Origin of the sequence: Occallatibacter sp., assembly GCF_036502485.1 — a bacterium.
In the GTDB taxonomy this organism is placed as follows: domain Bacteria; phylum Acidobacteriota; class Terriglobia; order Terriglobales; family Acidobacteriaceae; genus Telmatobacter.
This window is the reverse complement of record NZ_DASXYM010000104.1, coordinates 1-15,020: the sequence shown is the minus strand read 5'-3', so window position 1 is coordinate 15,020 and position 15,020 is coordinate 1. Positions and strand designations below refer to the sequence as shown.

17 protein-coding genes and 1 tRNA gene are annotated in these 15,020 nt (G+C 59.2%); 8 read left to right on the top strand and 10 right to left on the bottom strand.

All coding sequences use genetic code 11. The annotated features are described in order from the left end of the window. Positions 1 to 13: 13 nt before the first annotated feature. A complete protein-coding gene (locus VGL22_RS14235) occupies positions 14 to 1,540 on the top strand; it encodes an efflux transporter outer membrane subunit (protein WP_465267598.1) in 1,527 nt (508 codons plus the stop codon). Between the two features lie 77 nt (positions 1,541 to 1,617). Here the strand turns inward: VGL22_RS14235 and VGL22_RS14230 are convergent. From VGL22_RS14230 to VGL22_RS14220, 3 genes are all read right to left on the bottom strand, one after another. Then, positions 1,618 to 1,694: transfer RNA gene (locus VGL22_RS14230), tRNA-Arg, on the bottom strand. A gap of 133 nt (positions 1,695 to 1,827) precedes the next feature. Continuing rightward, on the bottom strand, positions 1,828 to 2,118 hold the full coding sequence (locus VGL22_RS14225; protein ID WP_465267597.1) for a hypothetical protein: 291 nt from the start codon (positions 2,116 to 2,118) through the stop codon (positions 1,828 to 1,830). A 40-nt stretch (positions 2,119 to 2,158) separates the two neighbouring features. Next, on the bottom strand, positions 2,159 to 2,662 hold the full coding sequence (locus VGL22_RS14220; RefSeq protein WP_465267596.1) for a TlpA family protein disulfide reductase: 504 nt from the start codon (positions 2,660 to 2,662) through the stop codon (positions 2,159 to 2,161). Between the two features lie 110 nt (positions 2,663 to 2,772). On the opposite strand from VGL22_RS14220, the gene VGL22_RS14215 reads away from it, so the two are divergent. Beyond that, positions 2,773 to 3,954: a glycosyltransferase family 2 protein gene (locus tag VGL22_RS14215; RefSeq protein WP_465267595.1), complete on the top strand. Its 1,182-nt coding sequence runs from the start codon at positions 2,773 to 2,775 to the stop codon at positions 3,952 to 3,954. 2 nt (positions 3,955 to 3,956) lie between these two features. Here VGL22_RS14215 and VGL22_RS14210 read toward each other — a convergent pair whose 3' ends face one another. From VGL22_RS14210 to VGL22_RS14200, 3 genes are all read right to left on the bottom strand, one after another. Next, complete coding sequence (locus tag VGL22_RS14210; protein WP_465267616.1) at positions 3,957 to 4,166, bottom strand: hypothetical protein; 210 nt, start codon at positions 4,164 to 4,166, stop codon at positions 3,957 to 3,959. Positions 4,167 to 4,437: 271 nt separating this feature from the next. After that, positions 4,438 to 5,160, bottom strand: coding sequence for a hypothetical protein (locus VGL22_RS14205; protein WP_465267594.1), 723 nt, complete (start codon positions 5,158 to 5,160; stop codon positions 4,438 to 4,440). A gap of 119 nt (positions 5,161 to 5,279) precedes the next feature. Further along, the gene (locus tag VGL22_RS14200; protein ID WP_465267593.1) at positions 5,280 to 6,572 is read right to left on the bottom strand and encodes a hypothetical protein; all 1,293 of its coding nucleotides are present in this window, start codon (positions 6,570 to 6,572) and stop codon (positions 5,280 to 5,282) included. Between the two features lie 852 nt (positions 6,573 to 7,424). Between VGL22_RS14200 and VGL22_RS14195 the strand changes: the two genes are divergently transcribed. From VGL22_RS14195 to folE, 3 genes are read left to right on the top strand one after another with little or no spacing between them, the layout of a single operon-like run. Further along, positions 7,425 to 7,844, top strand: coding sequence for a 6-pyruvoyl trahydropterin synthase family protein (locus VGL22_RS14195; RefSeq protein WP_465267592.1), 420 nt, complete (start codon positions 7,425 to 7,427; stop codon positions 7,842 to 7,844). After that, on the top strand, positions 7,841 to 8,272 hold the full coding sequence (locus VGL22_RS14190) for a 6-carboxytetrahydropterin synthase (protein ID WP_465267591.1): 432 nt from the start codon (positions 7,841 to 7,843) through the stop codon (positions 8,270 to 8,272). The genes VGL22_RS14195 and VGL22_RS14190 overlap by 4 nt, the downstream gene beginning before the upstream one ends. A 53-nt stretch (positions 8,273 to 8,325) precedes the next feature. After that, positions 8,326 to 8,958 carry a GTP cyclohydrolase I FolE gene (folE, locus tag VGL22_RS14185; RefSeq protein ID WP_465267590.1) on the top strand — a complete coding sequence of 211 codons (633 nt, stop codon included), beginning with the start codon at positions 8,326 to 8,328 and terminating at the stop codon, positions 8,956 to 8,958. Positions 8,959 to 9,053: 95 nt separating this feature from the next. On the opposite strand, the gene VGL22_RS14180 is transcribed toward folE, so the two are convergent. Next, complete coding sequence (locus VGL22_RS14180) at positions 9,054 to 10,415, bottom strand: right-handed parallel beta-helix repeat-containing protein (RefSeq protein WP_465267589.1); 1,362 nt, start codon at positions 10,413 to 10,415, stop codon at positions 9,054 to 9,056. A 137-nt stretch (positions 10,416 to 10,552) separates the two neighbouring features. Between VGL22_RS14180 and truB the strand changes: the two genes are divergently transcribed. After that, entirely contained in the window at positions 10,553 to 11,452 is a 900-nt protein-coding gene (truB, locus tag VGL22_RS14175) for a tRNA pseudouridine(55) synthase TruB (RefSeq protein WP_465267588.1), read from the top strand. On the opposite strand, the gene VGL22_RS14170 is transcribed toward truB, so the two are convergent. From VGL22_RS14170 to VGL22_RS14160, 3 genes are all read right to left on the bottom strand, one after another. Continuing rightward, the gene (locus VGL22_RS14170; protein WP_465267587.1) at positions 11,453 to 11,887 is read right to left on the bottom strand and encodes a hypothetical protein; all 435 of its coding nucleotides are present in this window, start codon (positions 11,885 to 11,887) and stop codon (positions 11,453 to 11,455) included. Between the two features lie 265 nt (positions 11,888 to 12,152). Continuing rightward, positions 12,153 to 12,611 carry a hypothetical protein gene (locus VGL22_RS14165; protein ID WP_465267586.1) on the bottom strand — a complete coding sequence of 153 codons (459 nt, stop codon included), beginning with the start codon at positions 12,609 to 12,611 and terminating at the stop codon, positions 12,153 to 12,155. A gap of 249 nt (positions 12,612 to 12,860) precedes the next feature. Further along, positions 12,861 to 14,180 (bottom strand): tetratricopeptide repeat protein, encoded by a 1,320-nt coding sequence (locus tag VGL22_RS14160; protein ID WP_465267585.1) that lies wholly within the window; start codon positions 14,178 to 14,180, stop codon positions 12,861 to 12,863. Between the two features lie 95 nt (positions 14,181 to 14,275). Between VGL22_RS14160 and VGL22_RS14155 the strand changes: the two genes are divergently transcribed. Continuing rightward, positions 14,276 to 14,527 carry a hypothetical protein gene (locus VGL22_RS14155; protein ID WP_465267584.1) on the top strand — a complete coding sequence of 84 codons (252 nt, stop codon included), beginning with the start codon at positions 14,276 to 14,278 and terminating at the stop codon, positions 14,525 to 14,527. A 302-nt stretch (positions 14,528 to 14,829) separates the two neighbouring features. Then, positions 14,830 to 15,015, top strand: coding sequence for a hypothetical protein (locus VGL22_RS14150; protein ID WP_465267583.1), 186 nt, complete (start codon positions 14,830 to 14,832; stop codon positions 15,013 to 15,015). Positions 15,016 to 15,020: the final 5 nt, after the last annotated feature.

The window sequence follows — 15,020 nt, the reverse complement described above, 5'->3', positions numbered from 1 at the left end:
ACGAGAGAACGGTATGAACACAGTTGAGCGAAACAGAAAGATATGGAAGCTGGCTGCGGGTGCGGGTATGTCAGCGACGCTTCTTGTGTCGGGCTGCCGCCTCGGCCCCCCTTATAAAGCCCCGGCGCCGCCGGCGATCACCGCGCCCAATTACAAGGAATCGACGGTCAACTTCAAAGATGCCGAGGGCTGGAAGGTCGCCAGCCCGCAGGATGCGATGATCCGCGGGAAATGGTGGGAGGTCTTTAACGAGCCCGAGCTGAATCAGCTTGAAGAGCAGTTGAACGTGAACAACGAAAACATCAAAGTGTCGTTCAACAACTTCATGGCGGCACGCGCAGTCATAGCTCAAGCGCGCTCCCAATACTGGCCCACCGTTACGGGAGGAGCAAGCTGGAACCGCTCGCGCAGCTCGGCCAACCTGACAAACTCATCGCAGGCCAACACCGGAAAGACCTCGAGCCTGTGGAGCATTCCTGTCGACATATCCTGGACGCCTGACTTCTGGGGCAGGATTCGCAACGCCGTTCGCGAATCGGAATACTCCGCTCAGGCCAGCGCGGCCGATCTCGAACTGGAGAAGCTCACCGAGCAGGTGGCGCTTGCGCAATACTACTTCGAAATTCGAGGACAGGACTCGCTGCAGAAGATACTGAACGAGACCGTGGAGGCCGACAAGAAGACTCTGCAAACTGCGCAGGGAGCGTATGAGGCCGGTACCGGTGACTACATCGCTGTGGTGCAGGCGCAGGCCACAGTGCAATCGGCGCAGTCCTCGGCCATCAACGTGGGTCTGCTGCGCGCGCAATACGAGCACGCGATCGCCATGCTGGTAGGCAAAATCGCCACCGACTTTTCGATTCCCGTGAGGCCGATGGTGTATACGCCTCCGTCCATCCCCACCGGAATGCCCTCGCAACTGATCGAGCGCCGGCCCGATGTCGCGGCCGCGGAGCGAACCCTGGCCGCGGCAAACGCCACCATCGGAATCGGCTACGGCGCCTTCTTCCCGCAGATTACTCTCACCGCCTCAGGAGGACTTGAGAGCTCGACCTTCAAGCATCTGTTCGACCTTCCAAGCGGCTTCTGGTCGATCGGACCCGGCATCTCTCAGACTCTGTTCAACGGCTGGCTCTATCGCGCGGAACTCCACCAATACGAGGCCATTTACAACGCCGACCTGGCAACCTACCGGCAGACCGTGCTCACCGCATTCCAGCAGGTGGAGGACTCCATATCCTCCACCCGCATCTCTTCGCAACAGATCCTTGCGCAGCAGGAGGCGGTCAAATCCACTGAGCAGTTTCTCGATCTTCAAAAGCAGCGCTACGACCTCGGAGTAGACCCCTACATCAACGTGGTGATTGCGCAGCAGGCGGTACTGAACGCGCAGGTAGAGCTGAACACGCTGCAGGTGCAGCAAATGCTCTACTCCGTGCAACTGGTGCAGGCGCTGGGCGGAGGATGGGATCACTCGCAATTGCCGACTCCGCAACAGGCCGGCGCAAAGCAGCCGAGCGCGGCCTATACGATGCAGTAAGGCGCGTGCGCCGAATAGCGCAGGTCTGCTCCTGCGCGAACTGCTGCCTCATGAGATTTTGCGGAATTCTGTAGATATGGTGCGCCCGGAGAGATTCGAACTCCCGGCCTACTGATTCGTAGTCAGTCGCTCTATCCAGCTGAGCTACGGGCGCACTGCTCGGTTCAGAAGAGCCTGAGGTGATTCAGGTTGAACCTGATTTAGAGTACCAAGGATTGCGCCTCGGCGCAACGTCTCAGAAGGCTTGTGACCGTCCCCTGATCTGCCGCGGAAGCCGCGCGGATGCGCTACGCCTTGGGCGCGGGCACGGAGCTTTGCGGTGAGGCCGCCGCACGCTCCGGCGCCGGCGGTGGGATCAGCGCAACCTCTTCCACAATGTCGAGGCCGGCACGGCGCACCAAGCCCGAAACTACGGCGGCGGTCAGACGCGTGGCGTCGTATTCCAACCGCACGGTCTTTGCTTCCCGGTCGAAGGTGAGCTGTCGGATGCCGTAAACCTCGCGCGTGCCCGCTAACGCGAATAGCGCAGCCTCAGTGGGCTGTGCGCCGTAGCGGAACACGATATCCACGTTCGTCATAAGTCAAGGATACCAGCGCCGGTCTGCGGCGGTTTGTGAGCTAAAGGTTCTTGAGGAACGCCCGAATCTCGGGGTTGGACCAGTCAGGGTCGCCGATGATCTTGCGGCGAATCACTCCGTTGCGGTCAATGATGTAGGACTCCGGCCAGCCATCGGTGTGGTAGAGTTTGGCGGCTTTCTGCTCGGGGTCCATCACCGTGGGAACGTCGACGTGGAATCGCTTGATGAAGCGCTGATAGGCGTCGGAATCGGTGTCGACGCTCACGGCGAGGATCTGAATGTCAGGGCGGTCGCGGTGGAGTTGCTCGAGACCCGGTGTCTCCTGGATGCAGGGCCCGCACCAGCTGGCCCAGAAGTTCAGCAGCACGAGCTTGCCCCGATGGTCAGACAGGCGAATGGTGCTGGTGCCGTCGCTCACGGCGAAATCCGGAGCTTTCTTGCCGACCTGCGCGGGCCGGCCGCCGCGGTTGCAGCCGCTGACGACAGCCACCGACAGCAGAACCGCGACACTCAGGCGCGACAGGAAGAAGGGGCGGGAATGCACATCCTTATAATACGGAGCGGGAAGGCTTCGTCAAAAGGTCATCCGTCACACCAATCGGACCCCTGCGGCGCCGGAGCGGCCCCGGGGCCCAAAAGGAACTGCCGCCGTCTATGCCGAAAGATCAGAACGACCTGCCCGATAGCTCAGGCGCCCGCGAGTGGAAACCGGTTCTCGGCCTCAGCGATGACCCTATCGATCCATCGAAACTTCCCCACCGCGGGCCGGCAGTATTCGATCAGCCGGAGCCCGATCCTCTGATCGAGCTCACCGTAATTGTTCCGGCCCGCAATGAAGAGGATTGCCTGGGCGACTGCCTTCGCTCGCTGGTCGCGCAGTCGGAGGACATCTTCCAGCTCGGCCGCGACTGGGAACTGGTCGTCGTGGATGATCACTCCACCGACAGAACGGCTGAGATCGCGCGCAGCTTTCCCGGCGTGACCGTGATCAGGGCAGACAAGCTGCAGCCAGGTTGGACGGGCAAGGCGCATGCCGTGTGGAGTGCGGCGCGCAAGGCACGTGGGCGCTGGCTGCTGTTTACCGATGCAGATACGATCCATGAGCCGGGTGATCTGCGGCGCGGCATCCACGAAGCCGACAGGCACAACGCAGGCATGCTGAGTTACTCGCCGCGGCAGATGGTTACGGGATTTGCGCAGCGCACGCTGATGCCCCTGGTGTTCAGCGAACTGTCCCTGGCATATCCCCCGGCGGAGGTCTCCGACCCCAATCAGCGTGTCGCCGCGGCCAACGGGCAGTATCTGCTGGTCGAGCGCGAGGCCTACCGCCGCATGGGAGGCCACGCCGCTGTTCGTGACCGGGTCCTTGAAGATGTGGAGCTTGCGCTTATCGCAAAAAAGCGCCGCGTAGGTTTGCGTTTCCGATATGCAGCGGATGCGGTCTCCACGCGCATGTATCGCACTACATCCGCAATGATTGAAGGCTGGTCGAAGAATCTGGTGTTGCTGTTCGACAATGCGCTGATGCTGGCCTTCTGGCGCGCGCTTGATTTCGTGCTGCTGTTCCTGTTGCCGGTTCTGGCGGTGGAGTTGTGGAGTGCCCGCTTCTCCGCGCGCGGGCTAGAGTGGCTCAGTCCCGGGTGGGTCCTTGCGCTGTTGTGGTTACGCACACTGGTGCGGTTCTACACCCGCGTGGCGAAGTCGAACTTCCCGTTTGTGGATTGCGCGCTCTCGCCCTTGGGGCTGCCGCTGTTCGTCATCCTGCTCTACCGGAGCTGGCTACAGCACCGCATCTTCAAGCAGGTGACATGGAAAGGCCGTACGTACAAGCAGTAGCGCTACCGCCCCGGCTCAGAGCACGTCGAGCAGCGTGGTGTCATCCTGCTGAGCTGTGCCGCGCGGTGCCACTGCTCCGCCGCTTTAAAAAGTTCATCCTGCAGCAAAGGCGCCGGCAGCCGCCTATGCTGTTTCAACGCCGCTGCGAGCTGCTGCTCGCCGAAAGCCTCGCCGTGAGCGCTCTCGGGCTCGACGAGGCCATCGGAATAGATCAGCAGCCGGTCTCCCGCAGTTGCGATTAGGGTTCCACACCAGGAGCGGAGGATGCCCCGCCGCGGCCACTGTGACCTGGGCAGCGTACGATTTCAGCTGCAGTCTGTTGTTAACTTGTGCCCATCAATGAGAGCTCAGCAAGAATCTAGGCTGATTCAAGTTGCCCAGGATGCGACCTCGCGCATCGCGCTGTGAATCTGGTCCACGAAACGGCAAAAGGGCCGCATCTGCAAAAGCGGATGCGGCCCATAACCAGGTTTCCGTGCCGATCTACCAGTAAGACACCTGCAGATTATCGAGATAGACATTCGAACCGGAGCTATAGCTGGTCCCCCCGTCCACCTGAAAATTGGTCAGAATGGTTTTGCCCCAGCCCAGCGCGAATCCGGAAAAGACCTTCTTCTCGATCTTGTGGTTGACTCCGTCGAACGTCACTGACTGATAGGTCACGTTTCCATAGTTATCGCGGAAATAGGCGATCTGAATATGATGCCAGGTATTCACCGCCCACTTGCTGGTGTGGCAGGCCACGGCGGAATGAACCCAGGTGTCTTTAGGGCTTTTGGCGGTCCCCTTGTTCGCCGTATAGTCCCACGTCCCTGTCCAGCTATTGCACTGGAAGCCCATAATGACCGTCCATCCGTTCCCGATCACCTGGTTGAGATCCATCTCCAGGTTCTTCACGCCCACAGTGCTGTTTTTCACGTAAACCCATGCGTCATAAGTGAAGTTATGAGCATACATATCGTCGGCAATGCTGCGTGAGTAACGCTCGCCGCCGTAGTTTGAATAGCTGGTGGACAGGTGTCGTGCGGAGCCAGTCCGCGACGGAGAACTCGTTACGCCTGACCAGCCGCTGGAGCTGCCCGTCGTGCCGGCGTCGTGTCTCGCAATCCATGTTCCCGACTTCTGCAAGCCGCTTACGGTTGTGGCCATGGCGGGCACTGCCAGGGCAGGCAGCACCAGGAGGAAAAGCAGTTGATTGAGTTTCATGAGAGCCTTCGGATTTGTCTATATATGGGTTGCGGCGCAACTGCGTCAAAATTCTGCGGAGCCCGATACCTTGCGGTACGGGCTCACGCCATCCTTGCGGCTGGACTAACTTTGCCGCTCTACCAGTAGGAAATATTCAGGTTGTCGACGAAGATGTTCGATCCGTAAGCGTAGCTGGTTCCGCCGCCCACCTGGAAGTTGGTGAGAATCGTTTTACCCCAGCCCAGCGCAAATCCCGAGAACACAGTGGTGTTCAGCGTACTCGTATTGCCGTCCAGCGCCACGCTCTTGTAAGTCACGTGCCCGGAGTCATCGCGAGAAACGGAAATCTGGATGTGGTGCCACGCGTTGAGGCTCCAACTTTGCGGATTGCACTTGAGGCCTGAGTGGATCCACTGATCATTGGGACTGGTGGCGCTGCCCTTGTTGGCCGTGTAGTCCCAGGTGCCACTCCATGCGTCGCACTGGAAGCCCATGATCACTGTCCATCCATTGGCGATGACCTGGTTCATGTCCATCTCCAGGTTTTTCACGCCGGTGGCCGAGTCCTTGATGTACACCCATGCGTCGTAGACAAAGTTATGCGCAGAGGTGTTGTCGCTGATGCTCGTCGCGTAGCGCTGGCCGCCGTAGTTGGCGTAGCTGGTGTTGAAGTGGCGTGCGTTGCCGCTGCGCGATGGGGAGCTCGTGACGGAGGAACTCCCGCTTGAGCTTCCGGTAGTTCCAGCGTCATGTGTGCTGCTCCACGTTCCGGAACCCTGAATGTTGCTGTGGTTCGTGGCACTGGCGGGAACCGCCGAGGAGGTGCCCGACACCGTAACAGGAACATCGTGTACGCAGGATGCGCCGCTTTTGCCCCACGCCTTCACATGGACGGTGTGGCCGCCCGTGCCGGTCGAGATCGAGGTGTTCAGAACCGTGCCGTTCACCGAGGTGGTCGAAGCGCTGTCGTCAACCGAGTAGCCGACCGCCGAGACCGCCTGGCCCGAGCAACTCGCCGAAGAGGCTGCCAGAGTGAACGGGGAAGTAACAGTCGCTCCGCTCAGGGGACTGCTCACGCTGGGATTGCCGGAACTGGTGCCGCTCACCGTGATAACAACATCGCTGACACAAACAGCGCCCGCGGATCCCCACGCCTTTACGTGGATCGTGTGGCCACCCGTCCCCGCGGATACCGACTTCTGCAAACTCGTTCCGTTTACGAGGACCGTCGCGGAACTGCTGTCCAGCGAGTAACCGACAGCGGAAATCGATTGGCTGGAGCAGCTCGATGCACTCGCCGTCAGAGTGAAAGGCGACGAAACCGTGCTGTTGTTGTAAGGACTGGTAACGCTGGGATTGGCGGCCAGTGCTGGAACTGCCGAACACACCGGCAGAACGAGAGAGAGAGAGAGCAGTTTAAGGAGTTTCATCAGATCTCGGTAAATTGGCGCGGACTTTATAGCCGGCCCTTGTAGTCTGTTTTTGTTTCGAGGAACCCGACCAACTCCTTCAAGTTTGCGTACTCGGGTCCACTGCCTACTGTGACAACCAACCTTTGTTGCCAGCCGTGCATCTCATCGAATGACATAGCTGCAAGAAAGAAGTTGTCGTGCGCTGGGTCTTGCTCTGGTGCGTTTGAAGCAGTGTTGCTAAAGCGCAAAGATCTCCTGTGCAATGCCGATAGGCATTACCCGGAATCAATGTTGTGCGGGGCTGATCTGAGCGGCTGAATCGCCGGGTCCCAGCAACCTCTATCTATCCGCACCAAGCTTGCGCAGAGGGCGCAGGCAAGTTCGGCTCAACGATGAGCTCAAAATTGAAAGAAAACAACGCGAGGGCCTGACAAACGGCTGAGCTTAAGCTCATTTCCCGCGCTTCCCAATTCTGCCCCACCAGGCAACTCAATTGAATAGCAACAAGGCCATACTTTCATGCTGAGCCGGCTCTCGCAACTCGAAAATTCCAACAAAATCGCTTTTTCAGGCATCGTTGTAAATAGTTCGTGCATCCTGAAATTTCTACGTAGCGATTTGTAAGTATTACCCGCGCCAGCGCCCCTTTAGGGGCACTTTTGCACGGTTGTACATAGATGAAGCTCATATCGTGAAATCCCGCTTCCCACATTGCGGTACCTTTGCGGCTCTTCGCTTCGTGACACGCAGATCATCCTCACGTATCCCCGCGCTATCGCCGCCCCGGGCCCTTCCCCTAACATGGACCACGAATCCAAGATCGCTGTAACCTCCGTTACTCCTGCAGCATCCTTGGTTTGAGGGTCCTTCATGATCTTGCTGACGCGGCGTGCCACCTTTTCGGCCTCGCACTATTACTGGAATGAAGCGTGGTCGGCGGAAAAGAACGAGCAGGTGTTCGGCCGCTGTTCCAATCGCAACGGCCATGGACACAACTACACACTGGAAGTAACGGTAGCCGGCGAGCCGGACCCCCTGACCGGATTCGTCGTGGATCTGAAATGGTTGAAGGACGTGATCGAAAGGGAAGTGCTGGCCGCCTGGGATCATCGCCACTTCAACCTGGAGGTGCCGGAGTTCGCAAAGGCCATGCCCACCAGCGAGAACATCGCGATTGCGGCGTGGCGAAGGCTGGAGCCGGCGATCTCCGCTGCCCGCGGAGCGCGGCTTGCCACCATTCGCGTGTATGAAACCCCGGAGATCTTCGCGGAGTTTCGAGGTGGCGCATGAACGCCTTCTTCGGCCGTCGTTACGCCCTCAGCGCCAGTCATCGCCTGCATTGCGAAGCGCTCACCACGCAGCAGAACCGCGAGGCTTACGGCAAATGCAACAACCCGCACGGCCACGGCCACAATTACATCATCGAGGTTCTGGTAGGCGGTCCGGTTGCGCGCGACACCGGCATGGTCGTGAACCTCGTGGATCTGGATGAAGCGGTGCGCACACACGTGCTCGAGCGTTTCGATCACACCAACTTGAATCTCGATCCGCTGTTTGCCGTCAAGGTGCCCACCACCGAAAATCTGTGCAGGGAAGTTTTCCGCCTGCTCGAGCAAGCAATGCCCTCCGGAAGCGAACTCGAGTACGTTCGCGTGGAAGAAACTGAGAACAACTTCTTCCAGTATTTCGGCGAGGGCCCGCGCGAGGCGGCGCGATGAGTGACGGGAAACATGAGAGTTCTAACCTTGCAAGTACCGGAAAGGACCACCAGATGGCACAAATCGCACCCATGCAGAAACCTGTTTCCGCTGCCTTGATGGAGAAGGGGTCGCTTAAGGACTACAGCACACAGGACCTCTATCGCGAGATCCTTACCCGCATTGGCGAAGATCCTGATCGTGATGGCCTCATCGCCACGCCCGGACGGGTTGAAAAAGCCATGACCTATCTCACCAAGGGCTACGAGGAACATCCGGCTGAAATTCTGCGCGGCGCGCTGTTTGAAGTCGATTACGACGAAATGGTCATCGTGAAAGATGTGGAGATGTTCTCGCTCTGCGAGCACCACATGCTGCCGTTCTTCGGCAAGGTGCACGTTGCCTACATCCCTAAAGGCAAAGTGGTGGGCCTGAGCAAGATCGCGCGCCTGGTGGAAGTCTTCGCGCGCCGCTTGCAGGTGCAGGAACGCATGACGCGCCAGATCGCCGACGCCATCCAGGATGCCATTGCGCCGCAGGGCGTAGGGGTCGTCATTGAGGCGCGCCACCTGTGCATGATGATGCGCGGCATCGAAAAGCAGAACTCCTCTACGGTCACGTCCGCCATGGTGGGCTGCTTCCAGCGCAAAGAGACACGTTCGGAGTTCCTCTCGCTTGTGCGTTCGTCGAGCGCCGCTGCTTTCTAACTGCAGCCGCGACGCGGCAGGCCATTCACAAGGAAGGCCCGATCCAGATCGCCGATCCAGATCGGGCCTTCTCGCCACTCAACTCGCCAGTCGTATCAATGGTGGTCGTTCTCGTCGTCGTGCGACGATCCGAACGGGGAGCTGGCCCACGGAACCGTCACCACATTGGGGCCGCTGACGCCTGCGCAGTTGCCCGATCCAGGTCCGCTCCGGCAGTTCCACCAGTTCTCCGTCGCATTCACCTGCCCGCTACCCATGTTGTCAACTCCAATCCCTTGGCTGAAGTTGTTCAGGTGTGCGCTCAGCTCTCCGGTAGGAGCTTTGAACACGATGTCGAACTGCTCGTCTTCGAATCGGTTCTGCACAATCAATGTCCCGTGGATGGGCGCGACACTATACACGTTGATGCCTGTTGTTCCTCCCGTCGCAGCGTCCGCGGTATCGGCCGCGTTGCCTGACAGGAAATTCCCCACGATCATGTTGTCGTCCAGATTTACCGGCGGCGCGGGCGCCGGGGCATAAGCATGATTGTGCATCGTGATTCCCGGCAGCCCGTTGTCGCGCACGTCGTTCCCGATCACCACGTTTGCCGCAGCCGTCGTGCCCGGAAAGGGCGCGAAAATGCCAATCCCCGCTCCCGCACCCGGTACCTGCGTCCCGTTGCGATAAGACGAGTTGTTGGACACAGTGTTGCGTACCACGCCGTAGGGAAGCATCGCGCCGGGGATCACGCTGACCGCAGGGCCGTGCGACGCGAGCGTAATGCCGCAGTCATACTGGTTGTCGTGCACCCTGTTTTCTGTGATCAGATTGTCTCGGCTGCTTCCCGTCTCGTCGGAGATCAGAATTCCACCTGAATTCCACGCGACCTCATTGCGAACAATGGTGGCGTTGTAGGCGCCCATCAGGTGAATCCCCTCGCCGCAATCTTCGCCCTCATTCGTTTCGAACGCCGGAGCGCCCGGACATGCTGCGCTGGCAATATCGAGGGAGCGATTATTCTGAGTGACTTCGTTTTCAAGGATGGTGACGTCACTCGCGTTGGCGATGAGAATGCCTTCAAAATTGGCATTCCGCACTGTGAATCCCTTCACCAGAACGTTCGAAACGCCGATCTGCGGCGCAGCTCCCATTCCATTGATGAATATGCCGTTCGCCAGACCCTTTGCATCGATCGTTGTCTCGCTCGAATCGTTCGCGATCAGCGAAAGCGATTTCGTAATCGTGACCTGTTCCTTATACGTTCCCTTCTTGACGTTGATAACATCGCCCGCGGAAGCGGCGGAAACGGCTGCGCTGATGCTCGAATAGCAGCCATTGTTGCCGGAGTGGTTGACGCAAAGGGTTGCCGCCGAAACAGTGTGCGTGAATGCGAGCATGCCGGCCGCCGACAAAAAGCATGCAAAGACAGTGTTGACACCGGGAGACTGAGAACGGATCCACAAAAGGGGAGACATCGGACCTCCTGAAATGGTGGGGAATTTGAAGCCGAACCGGAGAATACCTATGCGCAACCCGAAAATCGTACCTCAGCTTTTTAGCACGCGAGTGTCCTGCTGTCGACACTCGTGATCGGGTTGCCGGTTAAATGTTCTTGAACTGCTACATTAGTTCAGTGAACGGGCTGTTCGTACTAGACAAACCATCCGGCATGACCAGTCACGACGTGGTCGGCCGCCTTCGCAGAATCACTGGCGAAAAATCCATCGGGCATCTCGGCACGCTCGATCCCATGGCTACTGGTGTGCTCCCCCTTGTGCTCGGCAAGTACACGCGCCTGGCGCAGTATTTCAGCTCCGCGGAGAAGTCTTACACCGGCGCCATCCGCTTTGGTTTTGCGACAGATACCTACGACGCCGAAGGCGAGCCCGCCGGAGATCGGACTCAGCCGCAACTCACGCTCCATTCCATTCGCGAAGCTGCCATGCGCTTTCGCGGCGAGATGCAGCAGATGCCACCGCCCTTCTCCGCAAAAAAGATCGCTGGCACGCCCGCTTACAAGCTCGCCCGCGCCGGTAAGCCTGTGGAACTCAAGCCCGCCACCGTGGTGATCGATAGCTTCGAAATTACCGGCCTCGATGGCCATGAGGCTTGCTTCGCCATGAAGATCAGCGCGGGCGGATACGTGCGCTCAGTAGCCCATGAACTGGGCCAGGTTCTTGGCTGCGGCGCGCATCTCAGCAGCCTCCGCCGCACCCACGCCGGCGTCTTCTCGCTGAACGAAGCGCGAACACTGGACGAGCTGCAACCCCTCGCCGGCAACCTCGCCGCACTGGAGCAGATGAGCGTGCATCCGCGCACGCTGCTGCCCCACATGCCTTCCGTCACCGCGGACATGCAGACCATCGGCCGCATGCGCAACGGCATGCAAGCCAATCTGCCGGAGTTCACTTCCGCTCCGCAGGTCAAGGTCTTCGCCGGACAGCGCCAGTTGTTCGCCATCGCCAGCCGCGTGGCGGGAACCCTGTTTCAACCTGTCGTTGTGATGGGCTGACTACTTCGGCTCCGCTCGTTCCTGGCCTTTTTCCTCTTTGTGATTGAGGAAATACTCGGTCTGCTCGCTCAGCAGGCGCCTCGACTCATCCGCGATATCGTCGCTGGATTCGATAGCCTCTTTGCGCGCTTCGTCAAACCCTGACTCGCCGGGGAGCGCCTTCAGGATGCCTACCCACTTGGGCGCCAGGTCGCTCAATTTCTTCAGAGCAACACGCATGTCGGCTTTGCGCTCGGAATACTGGTCAAGGTTCGAACCGAGCTCATCGGTCAGCGCTGTAAAATCCAGCAATTCATCATCCAGCCGCTTGGCGCGCCCGCCCGTCTTGGCCCGGTTGGTCAAGCCCTTGATGGTCTCCGCGCGCTCCTCCAGAAACTGCGTGTACAACCGGATCCGTTCGTTAGGATCGATGCCGGCCTCACGGATCTTCTCCACCTGTGCTTCTGAAAGCGGTTGCCGATGCTCCTTCTGCGCAGTGGCGGCGCACGCGAAAACTAGCAAGAACACGACGGTGAAGAAACCACCACACACACGCATGATGATCCGGAACCCCCGACGGCTCTCATTGAATCACAACCCGCACCCGGCAGGGAACTGCGCCCTCCGCCGGAGCCAGCAAGGTCGAGGGATCGAAGGGATGAGGCGGGTGGTTTGACCGGGTCAGCGCACAAAGAAGTCCCGCACGCCGGCCGTCGAGGCGCTACTTCTTGAACACCTGCATCATGGCGTCGTTCTGTGCGCGATTCAGCTGAGCCAGGGTTTCCTGCACCAGCTCCTGGTCATCGGTGCTGCCGGAGTGCAGCAGCTCGGTGAGCCGGTAGGCGGTGTGCCGCAGCAGGATCTGAGCATCCTTCAGCTTCTTGTCGTTGACCGCCAGCGCGCCAGTGATTTTGTGCGTGAACTCCTGCGCCCTCTTCATCCAGCTGGTGGCTTTGTCTCCATCGCCCTGGGCATACTGTTGCGCGCTGAACTCGATCATCTCGTGAACGAGTTGGGCATACAGAAAGCACTGTTCGCGAGGCTGCGCCTGGGCGGCGCGCTGCTCAAGGGCGGTGATCATCTGCTCATCCGGGGCCTTGGTGTCGAAGGACGCTCCGTAAGCAGGAATATAGAGTGCGCTTAAAAGTACAGCAGACGCTACAAGCGACGATATGCGCATGACGAACCTCCGCTGACGCGGTTCGACTAAAGTCTGTGTATAGCGCCGTTCTCGCTCACTGCGAGCATTACGGACTGAAATGCTCCAAATGGCTGACCCGGACAGACTCTACAAAGACTGGTGGCACTCTTGGGCCGTGACTATAAGAGCTTTCGAGAGGATATGCAAGTTAAAAAAAACTTACAAGGCCCTTCCGGGCTCTCCAGTGCGGCGGTCTTGCTCCATCTATATACCTGTCCCCGCCCGCCTTTATTGCTTCTTCTCGAGCAGGAGAAGTCGCTGTCGGGCTTGCCATTCCTGGTCCGGAAATTTTCCCGCTGCTGCTTCCAGGAAGTGTTTGTAATACGTTATGGCCAAATCTCGATCGTGCAACAGATCGTAAGATGTAGCCCAAAGGAATAATGTAGATGGGTTGTCTGGAAGAGACTTTGATCTCATGGTAAGAGCGTTTATCGTTACCGAAGGTTGACGCGTCTTCGACGCCGAGAACGCCAGCCCACTCCATCCGTCCGCATCCGCGGGCGCCAGATTCGTTGCTTTTGTGAATACCTGGAATGCCTCAGCGAATCTCATCTGCCGGATAAGGTTCTGCCCATGCGCGATCAATAACTCCGCGTCGTCGGGATGAGCCGCCACCAGCGGCGCGTAGAGCTTGTCGGATGCCGCCGCATCTCCCGCCTCCGCCGTCACTTCCGCCAGCATGCGCGTCATGTTCTCGTCCTGCGGGTGAGCCTGGTGCAGCTTCTCAAGCAGAGGAATCGCCTCCGCCTTGTCCTGCGCCACCAGCGCCGTGGCCAGCTGCGCCGTCAGGGCCGGGTCGTCAGGCGACTGCTCCAGACCCTTGCGCGCCATGGCCTCGGCGTCCGCGTATTGCTTCTTCGCGATCAGCACGTGCACCAGGCCCGCTGTCGCCTCCAGATTCTTTCCATCGGATTGCAAAACCCTACGATAGGCCGCCTCTGCCGGATCAAGCTGGTTCGTCGCGGCCGCAAGCTCTGCCGCGAGCAGCGTGTCCCGCGGAGTCTCCGCCGTCAGCTTGATCGCGTCCAGCAACTCAGACGACGCCTTCGCAGGATCGGCGCCCCGGTCAATCTGCGCCAGCGCCCTCCAGGCCCGCGCCTTTGCCGTCGCACCCGCCTCCCCCGCATCGAGCTGGGTTGCCGCTTCCAGAGGAGCCCGCGCCTCTTCCATCTTGCCTTGACGTGCCAGCAGCAGCCCCAGCGAGAGCTGCGCCTCAAAGGACTGGGGATCCGCCTTCACGGCGCGCTGATAGTAAGCCGCCGCTTGATCCAGCTCATTCAAAGCGTCCGCGGCATAGCCGGCATCGAACAGCGCCCGCGCATCGTCAGGGTGCGCCGTCAGATAAGCCGCCAGCTTCGACTCCGCCGTCTTCCAATCCGATTTGACAATCGCCTCTTCCGCCGCGGCTACCTCTGCCGCCACTTCCGGCGGGTTTGACCTCGCAGCGGGCGAGGCCGGTCCCGCGACAGGCGCAACCGGCGCCTGCCCAGGGCAGGGAACAGCAATGCAGGCGGACGCAAACAACAGCAGGAAGGCGGAAAGACGCACGAAATACCTCAACTTCAGTTTAAAAGGCGGATGTGCTTTAGACGGACGTGACAGATGAATGCGTCTCCCCACTTTCCAGGACCGTTTCCATCGCAATGCATCTTGCGCGCTTTGCGCCGGCATCGAAATTTGCTGGAGCGTACAACATGACGGAAAACATGAAGGATATTCCGACCAAGAGGCCTGCAAAAGAAACTCCAACGGTGATCGACAACACCACGGACGCCTCAGAACAGAAACACGACAAGATGGAGCGCATGGCCGATCGCGCTGCGCATAAAGCCAATAAAACTCAGCAGGATTCCGACGAAGGCCACAATCAGTTCTCCAACATCGGACCACATTGAGCCTCTCTAAACGCGTGGCTTGATCTGACGCAAAATGTCAGATCGCCACGCGATTCCAAAGTAACTACGCTTCTGCCCCTCTGTCACAATCCTTCCCTCTTCGCCACGTTAAATTGTTCCCTTCGCAGCGCAATTCGCGCTACACTCTTGCAACTGAAGTCCCCCCTGAACTGAAGTGGAAAGCAACTTTCCGGAGCGGCTCCGCATCTTTTAAATATGGCCGGCTCCGGCAAACCGCTACATGACAGGTGAACCTTATGTTGTCACTCATAACAAAACGAACAGGTGAACCTATGCCCGCTATGCCGCTACACATTCCGTTGACCTCGGCTTATCTCTGTCAGGACTGCAGTTGCGTCAGCAACTGCTCTCGCCGCTGCCCCGCATGCGCCTCTGAAGTGCTCATGGGTCTGGCGGGAATCCTCAATCGCGAGGTTCAAGAGGTGCCGGCCCAGAGCTACTCCTATACCGCGGCCATGGTGGCCTGAGCTCG